This is a genomic window from Streptomyces sp. CNS606, from assembly GCF_000426325.1.
The window spans coordinates 1-16899 of record NZ_AUFD01000007.1 but is presented as its reverse complement, the minus strand read 5'-3'; the positions used below and the strand labels follow the sequence as shown (position 1 = coordinate 16899).

Below are 16899 nucleotides of genomic sequence, written 5' to 3'. Positions count from 1 at the left end.
ACACGGCCGCCCGGCGCCCCGGCCGGGGGAGGGCCGGAGGCGCCGGGCGGTGCGACGGCTGCGGAGGGGTCAGCCGTTGCGAGGGCCCGGGAACACCCCGGGCCGGGTCTCCGGGCGCACCGGCCGCACGGGCGGCACGGGCACCGAGCGGGCGGCGGGCACGGCCCCGGGCGTCGCCGGCGCGCGTCCCGCGGCGGCCGGCGCCACGGGGGCCACGGGCCGCCGGCCCGCCGACGTGCCCGCGGTCTCTTCCGGGCCCGGCCCCGGCGGCACCTGCTGCTGCGCGGCTGTGCTGCCGGGGCTGCCGGGGTTGCCGGTGCTGCGCCGCGCACCGTAACGGCGGTGCACCGCCTGCTTGGTGACGCCGAGCGCCGAGCCCACCGCGTCCCAGGAGAAGCCCAGTGAACGGTCGAAGTCGACGGCCGCCGTCACCAGGGTCTCGACGCTGTCGCGCAGTTCCTGGGCGAGCCGCACGGTCGGCGCCGGGGCCCGTCCGTAGACGACGAAACCGGTCGACGGGCCGGTACGGCGGGGACGGTAGACGTTGCCGAGCTGCGCGGTGAGCGTGCGCAGCGCGTCCACCTGCCTGCGGACCCGCTCGATGTCCCGGACCAGCAGGTGCAGGCTGGCCCGCGCCTGGGCGTCGTGGGTTGCGTGGTCGGCCATGAAGAAGCCTCTCGAGCCGGCGTGACGGGAAGGTACGACGAGGCCACCGCGGCGGCCTCGTGAGGTCAATCTGCTTTGACCAACGCGGCAACGCCCGGATCAGTCACGCCCCGGGGGCGCACAAGCGCCCGTACGAGTCGCTCGCCCCACCGCGCGCCCCCCGCCCGGCGTCACGCACCGTAGACTCGTCGGCGCCGTACCACCGCTGCGAGAGGTCACCACCCACCGATGAGGCTCGTCTTCGCCGGAACACCCGAGGTCGCCGTACCCGCCCTGGACGCCCTGCTCGCGTCCGACCGGCACGAGGTCGTCGCCGTCGTCACCCGCCCGGACGCGCCCGCCGGCCGCGGCCGGCACATGGTGGCCAGCCCCGTCGCGCAGCGCGCCCGCGAGGCGGAGATCGAGGTGCTCCGCCCGGAGCGGCCCCGCGACCCCGCCTTCCTCGCACGTCTCGCCGAGATCGCGCCCGACTGCTGCCCCGTCGTCGCCTACGGCGCCCTGCTGCCCCGCGCCGCCCTGGACATCCCCCGGCACGGCTGGGTCAACCTGCACTTCTCGCTGCTGCCCGCGTGGCGCGGCGCCGCCCCCGTGCAGCACGCCGTGCTCGCCGGCGACGACATGACCGGCGCGTCCACGTTCCTCATCGAGGAGAGCCTCGACTCCGGGCCGGTCTACGGCGTGCTCACCGAACGTCTCCGCCCCACCGACACCAGCGGCGACCTCCTCACCCGCCTCGCCTTCGCCGGCGCCGGCCTCCTCGCCGCCACTATGGACGGCATCGAGGACGGCACCCTGGACGCCGCTCCGCAGCCGGCGGACGGCGTCAGCTTCGCCCCGAAGATCACCGTGGAGGACGCCCGCATCGACTGGACGGCGCCCGCGCTGCGCGTGGACCGCGTGGTCCGCGGCTGCGCCCCCGCCCCCGGCGCCTGGACGACCTTCCGCGGCGAACGGCTGAAGGTGCGCACCGCGGAACTCGCCCCCGACCACACGGAGGCGGCGCCCGGCGAACTCGTCGCGGGCAAGAAGGCCGTCCACGCCGGCACCGGGTCGCACGCGGTGCGGCTGCTGTGGGTGCAGCCGCAGGGCAAGAAGCCGATGCAGGCCGCGGACTGGGCCCGCGGCGTGCGCATCCAGCCCGGCGAGACGCTCGGCGTCTGACACGCCGCGGCTACCCTGGACGCACCGCCCCACCACACCGCACCCGGAGCACCTTCCCACCGTGAGCAACAGGCCGCGCCGCCCCGCCAAGCCGTACCGCCGCCCCCGCAGGGACCCCGTCCGCCTCCTCGCCTACGAGGCCCTGCGCGCCGTCGACGAACGCGACGCCTACGCCAACCTCGTTCTCCCCCCGCTGCTCCGCAAGGCCCGCACCGCGGGCGACCTCGACGCCCGCGACGCGGCGCTGGCCACCGAACTCGTCTACGGCACGCTCCGCCACCAGGGCACCTACGACGCGATCATCGCCGAATGCGTCGACCGGCCGCTGCGCGACGTCGACCCGCCCGTCCTGGACGTGCTCTCCCTCGGCGCCCACCAGCTCCTCGGCACCCGCATCCCCACCCACGCCGCCGTCAGCGCCACCGTCGAACTCGCCCGCGTCGTCCTCGGCGACGGCCGCGCCAAGTTCGTGAACGCCGTGCTCCGCCGCATCGCCGCCGACGACCTGGACGGCTGGCTGGACCGCGTCGCCCCGCCGTACGACGACGATGCCGAGGAACACCTCGGCATCCGCCACTCCCACCCCCGGTGGGTCGTGTCCGCGCTGTGGGACGCCCTCGGCGGCGGCCGCAGCGGCATGGAGGAACTGCTCGCCGCGGACAACGAGCGCCCCGAGGTCACCCTCGTCGCCCGTCCCGGCCGCACCACCTCGGAAGAACTGCTGGCCACCGTCCCCGACGCGGTCCCCGGCCGCTGGTCGCCGTACGCGGTCCGGCTGAGCGAGGGCGGTGACCCCGGCATCCTGGAGACCGTGCAGGACGGCCGCGCCGGCGTGCAGGACGAGGGCAGCCAGCTGGTCGCCCTCGCCCTGGCCGCCGCCCCCCTCGACGACGGCCCGGACGCCGTCTGGCTGGACGCCTGCGCGGGCCCCGGCGGCAAGGCCGCGCTGCTCGCCGCGCTCGCCGCACGGCGCGGCGCCACCCTGACAGCCGGCGAACGGCAGCACCACCGCGCGCGCCTGGTCGCCCGCGCGTTGCGCGGCAACCCGGGCCCCTACCAGGTCCTCACCGCCGACGGCACCCGCCCGCCCTGGCGGGAGGGCACCTTCGACCGGGTCCTGGTCGACGTGCCCTGCACCGGCCTCGGAGCGCTGCGCCGCCGCCCCGAGGCCCGCTGGCGCCGCCGTCCCGAGGACCTGGCGGGCTTCGCCCCCCTCCAGCGCGGCCTGCTGGAGCAGGCGCTGAAGGCCACCCGCCCGGGCGGGGTCGTCGGCTACGCCACCTGCTCCCCGCATCCGGCCGAGACCCGTGCCGTCGTCGACGACGTCCTCAAGCACACCGGGGGCGCCGAACTCCTCGACGCCCGCCCGCTGCTGCCCGACATGCCCGGTCTCGGCGACGGCCCCGACGTGCAGTTGTGGCCGCACCTGCACCACACCGACGCCATGTACCTGGCGCTGCTGCGCCGCACCGGCTGACCGGCGCCCCCGGCGGACCGCGCGCAGACCCGCCCGCGAACCGGCCCCCGGGACCGGGATACTGGGGGCATGGCACAGATCAACCCGAGCATCCTGTCGGCCGACTTCGCCCGCCTCGCCGACGAGGCGAGGGCGGTCGAGGGCGCGGACTGGCTGCACGTCGACGTGATGGACAACCACTTCGTCCCCAACCTCACGCTCGGCGTGCCCGTGGTGGAGTCGCTGCGGAAGGCGACGGACACCCCGCTGGACTGCCACCTGATGATCGAGGACCCGGACCGCTGGGCGCCGCAGTACGTGGAGGCCGGTGCGGGATCGGTCACCTTCCACGCGGAGGCCGCCGCCGCCCCGGTGCGGCTCGCCCGCCAGATCCGCGCGCAGGGCGCCCGCGCGGCGATGGCGCTCAGGCCGGCCACCCCCGTCGAGCCGTACGAGGACCTGCTGCCCGAACTGGACATGCTGCTGGTCATGACCGTCGAGCCCGGCTTCGGCGGGCAGGCGTTCCTCGACGTCATGCTGCCCAAGATCCGCCGCACCCGGCGGCTGATCGAGCGGCACGGCCTGCAGATGTGGCTCCAGGTGGACGGCGGCGTGTCCGCCGAGACCATCGAGCGCTGCGCCGAGGCCGGAGCCGACGTCTTCGTCGCCGGCTCCGCCGTCTACGGTGCCGACGACCCGGCCGCGGCCGTCCGGTCGCTCCGCGCGCAGGCGGAGGAGACCGCGTCCCGGACCTGCGCCCACTGACGCCCCGGCACGCAAGCCCTCCCGCGGGGATGTGGTGCATGTACCGCACACCCGTGATCGACGAGCCCGCAGGGCCCCACACGGCGCCGCATCTGCGAGGATGAACACGCGGCGCGAACGCGCAGGTACGGCAGAACAGTGAGGTGAGTGCGGTGTCGACGGGTCGGGCCACAAGAATGGGACCCGCCGAGCTGATGCAGGCGGCGGCCATCGCACGCCGCTTCTACCTGGAGGGGAAGTCCAAGATCCAGATCGCCGACGAGTTCGGCGTCAGCCGCTTCAAGGTGGCGCGCGTTCTGGAGACGGCGCTGGAGCGCGACCTGGTACGCATCGAGATCCGTGTCCCGGCCGAGCTGGACGCCGAGCGCTCGGACGCGTTGCGGGCCCGCTACGGGCTGCGTCACGCCGTCGTCGTCGAGTCGCCCACCGAGGGAGCCGACACCGCCGCGGAAGAGGCCGGGGCCGACCCCGAGAACCTCGGCGAGGTCGCCGCCGACCTGCTCGGCGAACTGGTCACCGACGGCGACGTGCTCGGCCTGGCGTGGGGCCGGTCCACCATCCACATGGCGGCCGCCCTCCGGCAGCTGCCACCGTGCACCGTCGTCCAGCTCACCGGGGTCTACGACGCGGGCACGGCCGACCGGGGCTCGGTCGAGGCGGTACGGCGGGCCGCCGAGGTCGCCGGCGGAGAGGCGCATCCCCTCTACGCGCCCATGCTGCTGCCCGACTCCGCGACCGCCGCCGCGCTGCGCAGCCAGACCGGCATCTCCCGCGCGTTCGAGTACTTCGACAAGGTGACCGTCGCCGCCGTGTCCATCGGCTCGTGGGAGCCGGGCGTCTCCACCGTGCACGACATGCTCAGCGACTCCGAGCGCGCCCACTACTCCTCCCTCGGCGTCGCCGCCGAGATGTCCGCGCACCTCTTCGACGCCCAGGGCCGCCGCATCGGACGCGACCTGGGGGAGCGGTGCATCACCGTGGAGGCCGACCGGCTGCGGCGCATCCCCGAGGTCGTCGCCATCGCGGGAGGCCAGCGCAAGGCCGACGCCATCGGCGCGGTGCTGCGCTCCGGCCTGGTCACCAGCCTCGTCACCGACACCGCGGCCGCCGACCACCTGCTCCAGGACGGCACCCCGCTGCCGCCGCGCCCCGCCCTGGACCGGGCCGACCCCGACGGTCTCTGAACAGGCCCCGTGAACGGCTCCCGCGAACGCCTCCCGCGCCGACTCGTACGATCGCACGAGCCGCCGTGCCGCGCCCTGGGGCTTTCTCCGTCCCCCTTCCGCCCCCTGACATGGGAGAATGAGGTACGTGCGTTTTCTGAATGATCAGCGTCCGTCGTACGACCTCACCTACGACGACGTCTTCATGGTTCCCAGCCGCAGTGCCGTCGGCTCCCGCCAGGGCGTGGACCTGTCCACCCCGGACGGCACCGGCACCACCATCCCGCTCGTCGTGGCCAACATGACGGCGATCGCGGGGCGCCGGATGGCCGAGACGACGGCCCGCCGCGGCGGCCTCACCGTCATCCCGCAGGACATCCCGCTCGACGTGGTCGCCGAGGTGACCTCCTGGGTCAAGCGGCGCCACCTGGTGCTCGACACCCCGATCACCCTCGCCCCCCAGCAGACCGTCGCCGACGCCCTCGCCCTGCTGCCCAAGCGGGCCCACGGCGCCGGGGTGGTCGTGCACGAGGGGCGGCCGGTCGGGATCGTCACCGAGTCCGACCTGTCCGGCGTCGACCGCTTCACCCAGCTCTCCGAGGTCATGTCCCGCGACCTGCTGGTCATCGACGCCGGGCTGGACCCGGGCGAGGCCTTCAACCGCCTGGACGGGGCCCACCGCAAGCTCGCCCCCGCGGTCGACGGCGACGGCCGCCTCGTCGGCATCCTCAGCCGCAAGGGCGCGCTGCGCGCCACCCTCTACACCCCGGCCACCGACGACGCCGGACGGCTGCGCGTCGCCGCCGCCGTCGGTATCAACGGCGACGTCGCGGACCGCGCGCGGCGGCTGCTCGACGCGGGGGTCGACACCCTCGTCGTGGACACCGCGCACGGGCACCAGGAGCGCATGCTCGACGCGCTGAAGGCCGTCCGCGCCCTCGACCCGCAGGTCCCGGTCGTCGCCGGGAACGTGGTGGCCGCCGACGGCGTACGCGACCTGATCCAGGCCGGCGCCGACATCGTCAAGGTCGGTGTGGGCCCCGGCGCGATGTGCACCACCCGCATGATGACCGGCGTCGGACGTCCGCAGTTCTCCGCCGTGCTGGAGTGCGCCGCCGAAGCCCGGCGGCACGGCAAGCACGTCTGGGCGGACGGCGGCGTGCGCCACCCCCGCGACGTCGCCATGGCGCTGGCCGCCGGTGCGTCGAACGTGATGATCGGCTCCTGGTTCGCCGGCACCCACGAGTCGCCGGGCGATTTGCAGCAGAGCTCCGACGGGCGGCTGTACAAGGAGTCGTTCGGCATGGCGTCCGCGCGCGCGGTGCGCAACCGCACCAGCGAGGAGTCCGCCTACGACCGCGCCCGCAAGGGCCTGTTCGAGGAGGGCATCTCCACCTCCCGGATGTTCATCGACCCCGTCCGGCCCGGCGTGGAGGACCTCATCGACGCGATCATCGCCGGAGTCCGGTCCGCCTGCACCTACGCCGGCGCCGCTTCCCTCGAGGAGTTCGCCGAGAAGGCCGTCGTCGGCGTTCAGAGCGCCGCGGGCTACGCCGAGGGCAAGCCACTGCACGCCAGCTGGTGACCCGTTCCCGCCGCGGGGCACCCCCGCGGCGGCCGGGTCGCGGCCGGTCCCGCGAACAGGGCACAGAGCCGCGGCGGGAACATTCGGATCCGTGCGAATCCCTTTTCCCGCTCCCCTCTCCTTGCTGGAATGCGGGCATGAGCGACGAGACGGCCCCCGCGGCACACGCAGCCCCCGCACCCCACGGCGTCACCTACCGCGCACGCCACCACCGGGGCACCGGCCCCGGCCACATCACCCCCGACGGGTGCTCCGTCAGCCTCTACGCACGCCTCCCGGCCGGTGACGAGCCGGAGATCGTCGCCGCCGCCGCCCCGAGCGGCGCGACCCTCCTCGAACTCGGCTCCGGCGCCGGCCGCCTCACCCGCCCGCTGCGCGAGAAGGGATTCCGCGTCACGGCCGTCGACGAGTCCGCCGAGATGCTGGCGCAGATCGACGGCGCCCCCACCGTCCGCTCCACCATCGAGGACCTGCGGCTGGAGGAACGCTTCGACGTCGTGCTCCTCGCGTCCTTCCTCATCAACACCGCCGACGACACGCTGCGCGACGCGCTGCTGCGCACCTGCGCGCACCACCTCGCCCCCGGCGGGGCCGTCCTCGTCCAGCGCGAGGGCGAATGGCACCGCACCCGCACCACGGGGGAGGAGTGGGAGCACGACGGCATGACCGTGCGGATCGCGCTCCGTGAACCAGCCGAGGGCGGCGCCAAACGCACCCGCATGGAGTACGCCTTCGAGGACGCCGCGTGGAGCCAGACCTTCGTCTCCCACGACCTGCACGAGGCCGACTTCGCCCAGGCGCTGCACCGGGCCGGCCTCACCCTGGACGCCTACCTCACCGACGACCGCACCTGGGCCCGGGCCCTGCCGCGGTGAACGCCCGCCCGCCCGGCCGGTTCGCCGGGCCCGGCGGGCGGGCGGCCCTGTGGTCTACTGCGGTTACGGCGTGCGCCGCTGCCGTCCGGCCACCGCAAGCGCAGAAGAAGAGTGAACCACCCGCAGTGCGACACCTGAACGAACTCGACGAACGCATCGTCCGCGTCCTCGCGGAGGACGCCCGCCGCTCCTACGCCGACATCGGCGCCGAGGTCGGCCTGTCCGCTCCCGCGGTCAAACGCCGCGTGGACAGGCTCCGCGAGGACGGCGCGATCACCGGGTTCACGGTGCGCGTGGACCCCTCGGCGCTCGGCTGGGAGACGGAGGGCTTCATCGAGATGTACTGCCGGTCCAACACCGGGCCCCAGGACATCCGCCGCGCCCTCACCCGCTACCCCGAGGTCGTCGCCGCCTCCACCGTCACCGGCGACGCCGACGCCGTCGTGCAGGTCTTCGCCGCCGACATGCGGCACTTCGAAGCGGTGCTCGAACGCATCGCCTCCGAGCCCTTCGTGGAACGCACCAAGTCGGTCCTGGTGCTCTCCCCACTGCTCCGCCGCTACGGCTCCGGCGCCCCCACCTGACCGGCGCCCCCACCTGACCGGCGCCCCCACGCTCCGGCACGCCGCCCACGCACAACGAATCGCCGCAGCAGGGGCCGAAGACGCAACGAACCGCCCGTCGGCCCGCAACGGAGTCGTCTTGTCGGCCGTCCCCGCCCGACCGTACCGTCGATGTGTCCGCTCGCATCCCGTACGACCAGGTCAGGGGTTCCATGACGCCGCTGCGCACCGCGCTGCTCCAGGGGCCGGGCGGCGTACCCGCCTCCACCGACGTCACCCTCGGGGCCCTCGACGACGCCGCGGGCCGGGCCGCCGACGCGGGCGCGAGGCTCCTGGTCGCCTCCGAGCTGTACCTGACCGGCTACGCACTCGGCGACCGCGTCACGGACCTGGCCGAGGAGGCCGACGGGCCCGGCGCCCACGCCGTCGCGCGCATCGCCGCGCGGCACGGCCTCGCCGTCGCCTACGGCTACCCGGAACGCGCCGGAAGGGCCGTCCACAATGCCGTGCAGCTGATCGGCCCCAACGGCGAACCGCTGGCCCACTACCGCAAGACACACCTCTACGGCGGCTACGAGACCGCCCATTTCACCCCCGGCGACACCCTCGTCGTCCAGGCGGAGCTGGACGGCCTCCGGCTCGGCCTCCTGATCTGCTACGACGTCGAGTTCGCGGAGACCGTACGCGCCCACGCGCTGGCCGGCACCGACCTGCTCCTCGTGCCCACCGCGCTGATGCGGCCCTACGAGTTCGTCGCGCAGACCCTGCTGCCCGCCCGCGCCTGGGAGAACCAGCTCTACATCGCCTACGCCGACCGCTGCGGCCCCGAGGGGGACTTCGACTTCGCCGGCCTCAGCTGCCTGGCCGCCCCCGACGGTGCCGTCCGCGCCCGCGCCGGAGCAGGCGGCGAACTCGTCCTCGGCGACGCGGATCCCGCCCTCCTCGCCGCATCCCGCGCGCGCAACCCCTACCTCGCCGACCGCCGCTCCGACCTGTACAGCCCGCGCCACCCGCACGACCCGCAAGGAGAACCGCTCCGATGACGTCCATGGTGCCCACCGCCGCCCACGACGACCACCACGACCCGGACGCCACCGCACAGGCCGGCCGGCCGCTCACCATGTTCGGCCCGGACTTCCCCTTCGCCTACGACGACTTCCTCGCCCACCCGGCGGGGATCGGCTCGGTGCCCGCCACCGAGCACGGCACCGAGGTCGCCGTGGTCGGCGGCGGCCTGTCCGGCCTCGTCGCCGCCTACGAGCTGATGAAGATGGGCCTCCGGCCCGTCGTGTACGAGGCCGACCGGCTCGGCGGACGGCTGCGCACCGACCGCTTCGAGGGCTGCGAGGGCGACCTCACGGCGGAGATGGGCGCCATGCGCTTCCCGCCGTCCTCCACCGCCTTCCGCCACTACGTCGACCTGACCGGCCTGGAGACCACGCCGTTCCCGAACCCCCTCGCGCCAAACACCCCGTCCACGGTCGTCGACCTCAAGGGCGAGTCCCACTACGCCCGCACCCTCGACGACCTGCCCGAGGTCTACCACCAGGTCATGGACGCCTGGAACGCCTGCCTGGAGGAGGGCGCCGACTTCTCCGACATGCAGTACGCAATCCGCGAGCGCGACGTGCCGCGCATCCGCGAGATCTGGGCACGGCTGGTCGAGAAGCTCGACAACCAGACCTTCTACGGCTTCCTGTGCGACGCGAAGGCCTTCTCCTCCTTCCGGCACCGGGAGATCTTCGGCCAGGTCGGCTTCGGCACCGGCGGCTGGGACACCGACTTCCCCAACTCCATCCTGGAGATCCTCCGGGTCGTCTACACCGGCGCCGACGACGACCACCGCGGCATCGTCGGCGGCTCCCAGCAGCTCCCGGAGAGGCTGTGGGAGCGGGAGCCCGCGAAGATCGTGCACTGGCAGCACGGCACTTCGCTGGCCTCGCTGCACGACGGCGGCCGCCCGCGTCCCGCCGTGACCCGCATGCACCGCACGGCCGGCAACCGCGTCACGATCACCGACGCCGACGGCCGCATCCGCACCTACCGGGCGGCGGTCTTCACCGCGCAGTCCTGGATGATGCTCGCCAAGATCGACTGCGACGACACGCTGCTGCCCATCGACCACTGGACCGCCGTCGAGCGCACCCACTACATGGAGTCCTCCAAGCTGTTCGTCCCCGTCGACCGGCCGTTCTGGCTCGACACCGACGAGCAGACCGGCCGGGACGTGATGTCGATGACGCTCACCGACCGCATGACCCGCGGCACCTACCTGCTCGACGACGGCCCGGACCGGCCCGCGGTCATCTGCCTCTCCTACACCTGGTGCGACGACAGCCTCAAGTGGCTGCCGCTCAGCCCCGAGGAGCGCCTCGAGGTGATGCTGAAGTCGCTGCGGGAGATCTATCCCAAGGTCGACATCCGCAGGCACATCATCGGCGACCCGGTGACCGTCTCCTGGGAGAACGAGCCCTACTTCATGGGGGCGTTCAAGGCCAACCTGCCCGGCCACTACCGCTACCAGCGGCGCCTGTTCACGCACTTCATGCAGGACCGGCTGCCCGAGGACAAGCGCGGCCTGTTCCTTGCCGGAGACGACATCTCCTGGACCGCCGGCTGGGCGGAGGGCGCCGTGCACACCGCGCTGAACGCCGTCTGGGGCGTGATGCACCAGTTCGGCGGCTCCACCGACCCGTCGAACCCGGGACCGGGCGACGTCTACGACGAGATCGCCCCGGTGGAACTGCCCGAAGACTGACCCCGCCGTCCCTCACGAGAGGACGAGCGCCGGGGCCCGGCCGCCCGTGCCGGGCCCGAGCGCTCCACGCCCGCCCGGACGCCGTCCGCGCGCGGACGCGGGTCACGGGCGTGGGTCAACCGCCCCGCGCGGTGAAGACCGCCACGCCGTCCCGCGCGGGCACGCCCGCGCCGACCGCACGTATCCGCCGTACGACGTCCGCCACCGCTCCCGCGTCCCGCAGCGGCGGCTCCTCGACCCATGCCATGGGGCCGGCGTCGCCGGGGCGCACCGTGCCGCACCGGTGTCCGGCCCGGCGTGCCCCCGACGCGGGACCGCCCTTACGCCCCCCGGTCTCCCGTACCGCCGTCATCGGCCGACTTCCCCGCGCCGCGCCCGGCGGTCCCGGTCCCGCCGTCCGCACCGCCCGGCGGGACGGCGGCCGGTCCGGAGGTGCGCGGAGCGGGCCGCAGCACGCCCGCCCCCAGCACCAGACCGGACGCCAGCACGGTGACCAGGCCGAAGGACACCGGCAGCGAAGTGGCTTCGGCCACCCAGCCCACCGCTGCCGGAGCGGCCAGGCCCGACGCGTAGGCCAGCGTCGCCACGCCGGCGACGGCCCGCCCCGCGGAGCCCTCCGAGGTCCGCCCGGCGGCCGAGAAGCACAGCGGCACCACCACCGCGATGCCCACCCCGATCAGCGCGTAACCGGCCACGGCGGACGCGGGCGCCTCCGCGGTCACCACCAGCACTCCGCCGAGCGTCGCCAGCACCCCGCCCGCACGCACCGTGCGCACCGCCCCGAACCGTTCCACCGTCGCGTCGCCCGCCAGCCGGGCGACCGCCATGGTGCAGGCGAACGCCGTGTAGGCGGTGGCCGCCAGGCCGGGCGACGCGCCGGTGACGTCCCGCAGGTAGATGCCCGACCAGTCCATCGACGCGCCCTCGGCGAACACCGCGCAGAACCCCACCAGCCCGACCGCCAGCGCGCCCCGGGTGGGCAGCGCGAACCGCGGCGGCTCCGGTTCCGCCGCCACGGCGTCCGGCCGCACGTCCAGCACCCACCGGCAGGCCACCACCGCCACCCCGCACAACGCGGGCGCCACGAGGGCCAGGTGCAGCGTCGCCGGCAGGCCGCCGTGCGCGGCCAGCACCCCCAGCGCGCCGCCCGCCAGACCGCCCACGCTCCACATGCCGTGCAGCGACGACAGCACCGAACGCCCGTAGCGCTCCTCCACGTACACGCCCTGCGCGTTCATCGCCACGTCCATCAGGCCCAGCCCGCAGCCGAACAGGAACAGCGCCCCGCACAGCCACCCCAGTCCCGGCATCAAGGGCGGCAGCGCCAGGCCCGCGCAGCACGCCAGCGACGTGCCGCGCAACGTCGCCCGCGGCCCCAGCCGGTGCTCCAGGAACGCCGACAGCGGCATCGCCGCCGACGCCCCCAGCGTCACGCACACCAGCGCCACGCCCAGCCATCCGGGGCTCAGGCCGAGGTGCTCGCGCATCCACGGGATGCGGGTGGCGAACGTGCCGCTGGCCGTCCCGTGCACCGCGAACACCACCGCCACGGCCCGCCGCGCCGAACGGGTCTCCCGCCCGCCGCCGATCCGTTCCTCGTCCCGGGTCATCGCTCCCCGTCCGCCGTCCCGCCCTGCCGTCCCACCCGACCGGACCCACGCTACGAGCCGTCCCCGCGCCCGCCGCAAGCCCGCGGACCGCCCACGGGGCGTCGGGTCCTGTGAAGGCCCGGCCGCGGAGCGTTGTGAGTCACTCCACAGGGGTCACCCGCATGGACCGCGTCGTCGCGTGGCAGACTGAAGGCGTACCAGTGACGTCAGCGCACTCCGGGGTCGGTGAAAGTCCGAACCGGCGGTTACAGTCCGCGACCCGGCCGCAGCCAGCGGCCGGTTGACCAGGTGAAACTCCTGGACCGACGGTGAAAGTCCGGATGGGAGGCAGTGCGCGGCGGACGAGGCCGGTACCCGCCGCAGCGGCGCGCCGCGCTCCCGTTCGGGGAGACGCCGGCACCCCGTGACCGGCGCGCTTGCACCGGTCACCCGTCCGTCCGTGGTCCTCACCCGCCCCGGAGTCCGTGCCCGATGAGGCAGGAGGACCGGTGGCCGGCCACCCCGCGGGATCCGCAGAGCAGTCCGCCATGCGCCGCGCCGTCGCGCTCGCCGCCCGCGGCCTGGGCTCCACCAGCCCCAACCCGGTCGTCGGCTGCGTCGTACTCGACCGCGACGGCCGCACCGTCGGCGAAGGATGGCACCAGCGCGCCGGCGGCCCGCACGCCGAGATCCACGCCCTCGCCGAGGCCGGCGACGACGCGGCCGGCGGTACCGCCGTGGTCACCCTCGAGCCCTGCGACCACACCGGACGCACCGGCCCCTGCACCCGCGCCCTCCTCGACGCCCGCGTCGCCCGCGTGGTCTACGCCGTGCCCGACCCCACCGACGGTGCGGCGGGCGGAGCCGCGACGCTGCGCGCCGCCGGCGTCGACGTCGTCTCCGGGCTGCTCGGCGAGGAGGCCGGGGAGGTCAACGCCGCCTGGCTCACCGCCGTACGCCGCGGCACACCGCACGTGACCTGGAAGTACGCCGCCACCCTCGACGGCCGCAGCGCCGCCGCCGACGGCACCAGCCGCTGGATCACCTCCGCCGCCGCCCGCGCCGACGTGCACCGGCTGCGGGCCGAGTCCGACGCCGTGGTCGTCGGCTCCGGCACCCTGCGCGCCGACGACCCGCACCTCGCCGTCCGCGGCATCGAAGGCGCCGTCCAGCCGCTGCGCGTCGTCCTCGACACCGAGGCCACCCTCACGGCCGGCGCCCGCGTCCTGGACGGCGCCGCGCCCACCCTCGTCGCCGTCGCCGAGGACGCCGGTACCGGCCACCTACCCGGGGAGACCGACGTCCTGCGCCTCCCGCGAGGCGAGGACGGCCACGGCCTCGCCCTGCGGCCCCTGCTCACCGCCCTGCACGCGCGCGGCGTGCGCTCCGTTCTGCTGGAAGGCGGACCCACCCTCGCCGGGGCGTTCCTCGCCGCAGGAGCCGTCGACCGGGTCGTCGGCTACCTCGCCCCCGTCCTCCTCGGCGACGGCCCGCCCGCCCTCGCCGGCGGCGGAATCACCACTCTCACCGAGGCGTTGCGGCTGCACGTGACCGGCACCGCGCACCTCGGCCCCGACCTCCGCATCACCGCCGTGCCCGTCCCCGCCGCAGCCGCAGCCGGCCGACCCTGAAGGAGCCCGCCGACATGTTCACCGGAATCGTCGAGGAACTCGGCGAAGTCGTCACGGTCGAGGAACGGCAGGACGCCGCCCGCTTCCGGCTGCGCGGACCGCTCGTCACCGAGGGCGCCCGGCACGGCGACTCCATCGCCGTCAACGGCGTCTGCCTCACCGTCGTGGACACCGCCGACGGCGAGTTCACCGCCGACGTGATGGCCGAGACGCTGCAGCGCTCCAGCCTCGGCGCGCTGACCGCCGGGTCCCGCGTCAACCTCGAACGGCCCACGGCCCTCGGCGGCCGCCTCGGCGGGCACCTCGTCCAGGGCCACGTCGACGGCACCGGCACCCTCCTGGCGCGCACGCCCGCCGAGCACTGGGAGATCGTGCGGGTCGGCATCCCCGGCGGACTCGCCCGCTACGTCGTGGAGAAGGGCTCCATCACCGTCGACGGCGTCTCGCTGACCGTCGTCGAGGCAGGCGAGGACTTCCTCACCGTCAGCCTCATCCCGACCACGCTGGCCCTGACCACCCTGGGCCACAAGCAGCCCGGCGATCCCGTCAACCTCGAGGTCGACGTCCTCGCCAAGTACGTCGAGCGGCTCCTCGCCGCCGGTGTCACCCCCCTCGCCGGACCCACCGCGGAGGCCGCACGGTGAGCGCCCTGGACTGGCTCGGCGACGTGGCGTTCACCGCCCTCGGCCAGCAGGTCATCTGGTCCGACATGCTGGGCAACACGATCGGTCTGGCGGCGCTCGCCCTCGGCTGGCGCCGCAACGTCCTCACCTGGCCGGCGCAGCTGCTCTCCGGCCTGGTCCTCGTCGTCGCCTACCACGGCGCCGACCTCGCCGGGGGTGTGGGAAAGCAGCTGATCGTCATCTCCGTCGCCGTGTGGGGCTGGCGGCAGTGGACGCGCGGCAACCGTCAGGCCCAGGACGGTTCCGTGGCCGTCCGGTTCGCCACCTGGCGCGAACGCGGGGTCCTCGCCGCCGGCACCGCGGCCGGAACCCTGGCCGTCGGCGGGCTGTTCACCCTCGTCCCCCACCTCTCGTGGAACCCCTGGCCGGACGCCTACATCTTCGTCGGCACCCTCACCGCGATGGTCGCCCAGGCCCGCGGCCTGGTCGAGTTCTGGTTCGCCTGGCTGCTGGTCGACCTGGTGGGCGTGCCCCTGGCCTTCAGCAGCGGCCTGGCCTTCTCCGGCCTGGTCTACGTCCTCTACCTCGGCCTCGTCCTGTGGGGCCTGCGCGCCTGGTGGCTGCGTTCCCGCACCGCCACCGCCCGGCCGACCGCCCTCGAAGGAGCGCTGTCATGACCGCACTGCGGAACCTCTACGCCGACCTCCCCGACGGGCCGGGCGACCGCCCGCTCGCCCTCGACCCCGTCGCGCAGGCCGTCGCCGACATCGCCGCCGGCCGCCCGGTGGTCGTCGTCGACGACGAGGACCGGGAGAACGAGGGCGACCTGATCGTCGCCGCCGAGACGATCACCCCCGAGATCGTCGCCTTCATGATGAGCGAGTGCCGCGGCCTGATCTGCACGCCCATGGAGGAGACCGACCTCGACCGGCTCGCCATGCCGCAGATGGTGGCCCACAACACCGAGTCCATGGGCACCGCCTTCACCGTGTCCGTGGACGCCGGCCCCGGCCACGGCGTCACCACCGGCATCTCCGCCGCCGACCGGGCCGCCACCATCCGGCTGCTCGCCGACCCCGGCGCCGCGGCCGGCGACTTCGTCCGGCCGGGGCACGTCTTCCCGCTGCGCGCCAAGCCCGGCGGCGTCCTCACACGCGCCGGGCACACCGAGGCCGGCGTCGACCTGGCCCGCCTGGCCGGGCTGCGGCCCGCCGCGGCGATCGTCGAGATCGCGGGCGAGGACGGCGCGATGCTGCGCCTCCCCGAACTCGTGCCGTTCGCCCGCAAGCACGGACTGTCCCTCATCTCCATCGAGGCCCTCATCGCTCACCGCCGGGCCCAGGAGCCCACCGTGCGGCGGGAGGCCGCCACCCGCCTGCCCACCCGCTACGGGGACTTCCGCGCCCACGGCTACCGCTCCACCGCCGACGGCGTCGAGCACATCGCCCTGGTCGCGGGGGACCCGGCCGCCCTCGGCGGCCAGGACGTGCTGGTGCGTGTCCACTCCGAATGCCTCACCGGCGACGTCTTCGGGTCCCAGCGCTGCGACTGCGGCCCGCAGCTCCAGGCGTCCCTGGACCGGGTGCAGGCGGAGGGGCGCGGCGTCGTGCTGTACCTGCGCGGCCACGAGGGCCGCGGCATCGGCCTGATGTCCAAGCTGCGCGCCTACGAACTGCAGGAACGCGGCCGCGACACCCTGGACGCCAACCTGGAGCTCGGCCTGCCCGCCGACGCCCGCGACTACGGGGCGGCCGCGCAGATCCTCGCCGACCTCGGCGTACGTTCACTGCGGCTGATGACCAACAACCCGGAGAAGACCGCCGCCATGGTCGAGCACGGCCTCCGCGTCACCGGACGCGAACCCATGGCCGTCACCGCCGGCGAGCACAACATCCGCTACCTGCGCACCAAGCGCGACCGGATGGGACACGAACTGCCCTGGCTGGACGCCGAGCCGGTCTCCGCCTGCGGCAACCAGTGACCCGGCCGTCCCCCGGCCGCCGACCCTACGGACCGTCCCCGCCGACCGTCCCCCCCCACCCGACCGTCCCCCCCCACCCGACC

Annotated in this window: 16 protein-coding genes and 1 riboswitch; of the genes, 13 read left to right on the top strand and 3 right to left on the bottom strand. The window is 74.8% G+C overall.

The genetic code is table 11. The annotated features are described in order from the left end of the window. Positions 1–69: 69 nt before the first annotated feature. On the bottom strand, positions 70–666 hold the full coding sequence (locus K304_RS0103495; protein WP_027762609.1) for a hypothetical protein: 597 nt from the start codon (positions 664–666) through the stop codon (positions 70–72). Between the two features lie 228 nt (positions 667–894). Between K304_RS0103495 and fmt the strand changes: the two genes are divergently transcribed. The 9 genes from fmt (at position 895) to K304_RS0103450 (ending at position 10992) form a co-directional block, all read left to right on the top strand. Further along, positions 895–1827 carry a methionyl-tRNA formyltransferase gene (gene fmt / locus K304_RS0103490; protein ID WP_027762608.1) on the top strand — a complete coding sequence of 311 codons (933 nt, stop codon included), beginning with the start codon at positions 895–897 and terminating at the stop codon, positions 1825–1827. A 61-nt stretch (positions 1828–1888) separates the two neighbouring features. Then, positions 1889–3304, top strand: coding sequence for a transcription antitermination factor NusB (locus K304_RS0103485; protein WP_027762607.1), 1416 nt, complete (start codon positions 1889–1891; stop codon positions 3302–3304). Between the two features lie 69 nt (positions 3305–3373). Continuing rightward, a complete protein-coding gene (rpe, locus tag K304_RS0103480) occupies positions 3374–4048 on the top strand; it encodes a ribulose-phosphate 3-epimerase (protein WP_027762606.1) in 675 nt (224 codons plus the stop codon). Positions 4049–4224: 176 nt separating this feature from the next. After that, positions 4225–5232 carry a sugar-binding domain-containing protein gene (locus K304_RS0103475; RefSeq protein WP_027762605.1) on the top strand — a complete coding sequence of 336 codons (1008 nt, stop codon included), beginning with the start codon at positions 4225–4227 and terminating at the stop codon, positions 5230–5232. 118 nt (positions 5233–5350) lie between these two features. Beyond that, the gene (locus K304_RS0103470) at positions 5351–6796 is read left to right on the top strand and encodes a GuaB1 family IMP dehydrogenase-related protein (protein WP_037789170.1); all 1446 of its coding nucleotides are present in this window, start codon (positions 5351–5353) and stop codon (positions 6794–6796) included. Between the two features lie 137 nt (positions 6797–6933). Beyond that, positions 6934–7671, top strand: a complete 738-nt coding sequence (locus tag K304_RS27115; protein ID WP_078528464.1) for a class I SAM-dependent methyltransferase — start codon at positions 6934–6936, stop codon at positions 7669–7671. Between the two features lie 134 nt (positions 7672–7805). Beyond that, the gene (locus K304_RS0103460) at positions 7806–8255 is read left to right on the top strand and encodes an Lrp/AsnC family transcriptional regulator (protein ID WP_027762603.1); all 450 of its coding nucleotides are present in this window, start codon (positions 7806–7808) and stop codon (positions 8253–8255) included. 191 nt (positions 8256–8446) lie between these two features. Beyond that, the gene (locus tag K304_RS27110) at positions 8447–9277 is read left to right on the top strand and encodes a carbon-nitrogen hydrolase family protein (protein WP_051307835.1); all 831 of its coding nucleotides are present in this window, start codon (positions 8447–8449) and stop codon (positions 9275–9277) included. Next, positions 9274–10992, top strand: a complete 1719-nt coding sequence (locus K304_RS0103450; protein WP_027762602.1) for an FAD-dependent oxidoreductase — start codon at positions 9274–9276, stop codon at positions 10990–10992. The genes K304_RS27110 and K304_RS0103450 overlap by 4 nt, the downstream gene beginning before the upstream one ends. A gap of 115 nt (positions 10993–11107) precedes the next feature. Here the strand turns inward: K304_RS0103450 and K304_RS33870 are convergent, their stop codons facing one another. Both K304_RS33870 and K304_RS27105 read right to left on the bottom strand, forming a co-directional pair. Beyond that, the gene (locus K304_RS33870; protein ID WP_486591563.1) at positions 11108–11239 is read right to left on the bottom strand and encodes a hypothetical protein; all 132 of its coding nucleotides are present in this window, start codon (positions 11237–11239) and stop codon (positions 11108–11110) included. Between the two features lie 73 nt (positions 11240–11312). After that, on the bottom strand, positions 11313–12602 hold the full coding sequence (locus K304_RS27105) for an MFS transporter (protein ID WP_078528461.1): 1290 nt from the start codon (positions 12600–12602) through the stop codon (positions 11313–11315). 207 nt (positions 12603–12809) lie between these two features. Then, positions 12810–12940: riboswitch (FMN riboswitch) on the top strand. Positions 12941–13129: 189 nt separating this feature from the next. Between K304_RS27105 and ribD the strand changes: the two genes are divergently transcribed. From ribD to K304_RS0103420, 4 genes are read left to right on the top strand one after another with little or no spacing between them, the layout of a single operon-like run. After that, entirely contained in the window at positions 13130–14212 is a 1083-nt protein-coding gene (ribD, locus tag K304_RS0103435; RefSeq protein ID WP_037789241.1) for a bifunctional diaminohydroxyphosphoribosylaminopyrimidine deaminase/5-amino-6-(5-phosphoribosylamino)uracil reductase RibD, read from the top strand. A gap of 14 nt (positions 14213–14226) precedes the next feature. Next, positions 14227–14856 (top strand): riboflavin synthase, encoded by a 630-nt coding sequence (locus K304_RS0103430; protein WP_027762600.1) that lies wholly within the window; start codon positions 14227–14229, stop codon positions 14854–14856. Further along, positions 14853–15512, top strand: a complete 660-nt coding sequence (locus K304_RS0103425; RefSeq protein ID WP_027762599.1) for a nicotinamide mononucleotide transporter family protein — start codon at positions 14853–14855, stop codon at positions 15510–15512. Before K304_RS0103430 ends, K304_RS0103425 begins: the two co-directional genes overlap by 4 nt. Further along, the gene (locus K304_RS0103420) at positions 15509–16816 is read left to right on the top strand and encodes a bifunctional 3,4-dihydroxy-2-butanone-4-phosphate synthase/GTP cyclohydrolase II (protein WP_027762598.1); all 1308 of its coding nucleotides are present in this window, start codon (positions 15509–15511) and stop codon (positions 16814–16816) included. The genes K304_RS0103425 and K304_RS0103420 overlap by 4 nt, the downstream gene beginning before the upstream one ends. The last annotated feature ends 83 nt before the right edge of the window (positions 16817–16899 follow it).

Coding starts and splice junctions, on each gene's coding strand:
- K304_RS0103495 (WP_027762609.1), bottom strand. CDS start 666: ATGGCCGACCACGCAACCCACGACGCCCAGGCGCGGGCCAGCCTGCAC.
- fmt (WP_027762608.1), top strand. CDS start 895: ATGAGGCTCGTCTTCGCCGGAACACCCGAGGTCGCCGTACCCGCCCTG.
- rpe (WP_027762606.1), top strand. CDS start 3,374: ATGGCACAGATCAACCCGAGCATCCTGTCGGCCGACTTCGCCCGCCTC.
- K304_RS0103475 (WP_027762605.1), top strand. CDS start 4,225: ATGGGACCCGCCGAGCTGATGCAGGCGGCGGCCATCGCACGCCGCTTC.
- K304_RS0103470 (WP_037789170.1), top strand. CDS start 5,351: ATGAGGTACGTGCGTTTTCTGAATGATCAGCGTCCGTCGTACGACCTC.
- K304_RS27115 (WP_078528464.1), top strand. CDS start 6,934: ATGAGCGACGAGACGGCCCCCGCGGCACACGCAGCCCCCGCACCCCAC.
- K304_RS27110 (WP_051307835.1), top strand. CDS start 8,447: ATGACGCCGCTGCGCACCGCGCTGCTCCAGGGGCCGGGCGGCGTACCC.
- K304_RS0103450 (WP_027762602.1), top strand. CDS start 9,274: ATGACGTCCATGGTGCCCACCGCCGCCCACGACGACCACCACGACCCG.
- K304_RS33870 (WP_486591563.1), bottom strand. CDS start 11,239: ATGGCATGGGTCGAGGAGCCGCCGCTGCGGGACGCGGGAGCGGTGGCG.
- K304_RS27105 (WP_078528461.1), bottom strand. CDS start 12,602: ATGACCCGGGACGAGGAACGGATCGGCGGCGGGCGGGAGACCCGTTCG.
- ribD (WP_037789241.1), top strand. CDS start 13,130: ATGCGCCGCGCCGTCGCGCTCGCCGCCCGCGGCCTGGGCTCCACCAGC.
- K304_RS0103430 (WP_027762600.1), top strand. CDS start 14,227: ATGTTCACCGGAATCGTCGAGGAACTCGGCGAAGTCGTCACGGTCGAG.
- K304_RS0103420 (WP_027762598.1), top strand. CDS start 15,509: ATGACCGCACTGCGGAACCTCTACGCCGACCTCCCCGACGGGCCGGGC.